Source organism: Yoonia sp. R2-816 (assembly GCF_046762905.1).
In the GTDB taxonomy this organism is placed as follows: Bacteria; Pseudomonadota; Alphaproteobacteria; order Rhodobacterales; family Rhodobacteraceae; genus Yoonia.
In genome coordinates, this window is sequence record NZ_JBKQXN010000061.1 from 1 (window position 1) to 678 (window position 678).

1 protein-coding gene is annotated in these 678 nt (G+C 63.7%); it reads right to left on the reverse strand.

Going from position 1 to position 678, the window contains the following annotated elements; all coding sequences use genetic code 11:
* Positions 1–113: 113 nt before the first annotated feature.
* A partial coding sequence (locus ACFWW2_RS01210; protein WP_393925537.1) for an autotransporter outer membrane beta-barrel domain-containing protein occupies positions 114–678 on the reverse strand: 565 nt, incomplete at its 5' end.

The following is a 678-nucleotide window of genomic DNA, read 5'->3' on the forward strand; positions in this document are numbered from 1 at the left end:
GAAAAAGAAACCACTGAACAAGAGATGGAACCCGAGACGACCTCTCTCACCCTGCGCGAGCCGTGCCCTTGCTGCGGCGGCCCTATGCGTATCGTCGAGATCTTTCGGCGCGGTCAGATACCGATGTCGCGCGCGCCACCACCCTCGGTCGTCAGGGACGTTCCGGCCACCTCCACTTCACTGCCCGCGCCAAACTCATGGTACAGGTTGATAACGCCATAGAGGCCACTGTCCCCCGGATCCTGCGCCGCGACCTCAAGTCCAAGCCGCAGCTGCTGGCTGGTCGCAGCGCTCAGCGCGACCGCCTCCTGGTGCGCCTCACTCGTGAAGTCACTGAACGTCACTGACGACAGGCTCAGCTGGGATTGTGGGGTCACCGTCAGCCGGGAGCCCAGATCAAGCTGCTGGCCCGCCTCCAGCGACAGCGCATAGCCCATCCCGCTGTTGCCCTCGGTCAGGGTCCCAAGCCTGTCCGAGGTCAGGTCGCTGGTGTAGGAGGTCACTGTCACCTGCCCGTCAACATAGAACCGGCGCGTGTCATACCACGTGGCTGCCAGGCCCAGACCCAGACCACTGGTCTCGATCGACCCGTCCCCTAAGTCAGAGCTGACATCCGTACTGCCCGTGCCGTAGGAGACCATCAGCCCGCCCACAAGAAGGCCCGCATCACTGGTGTTC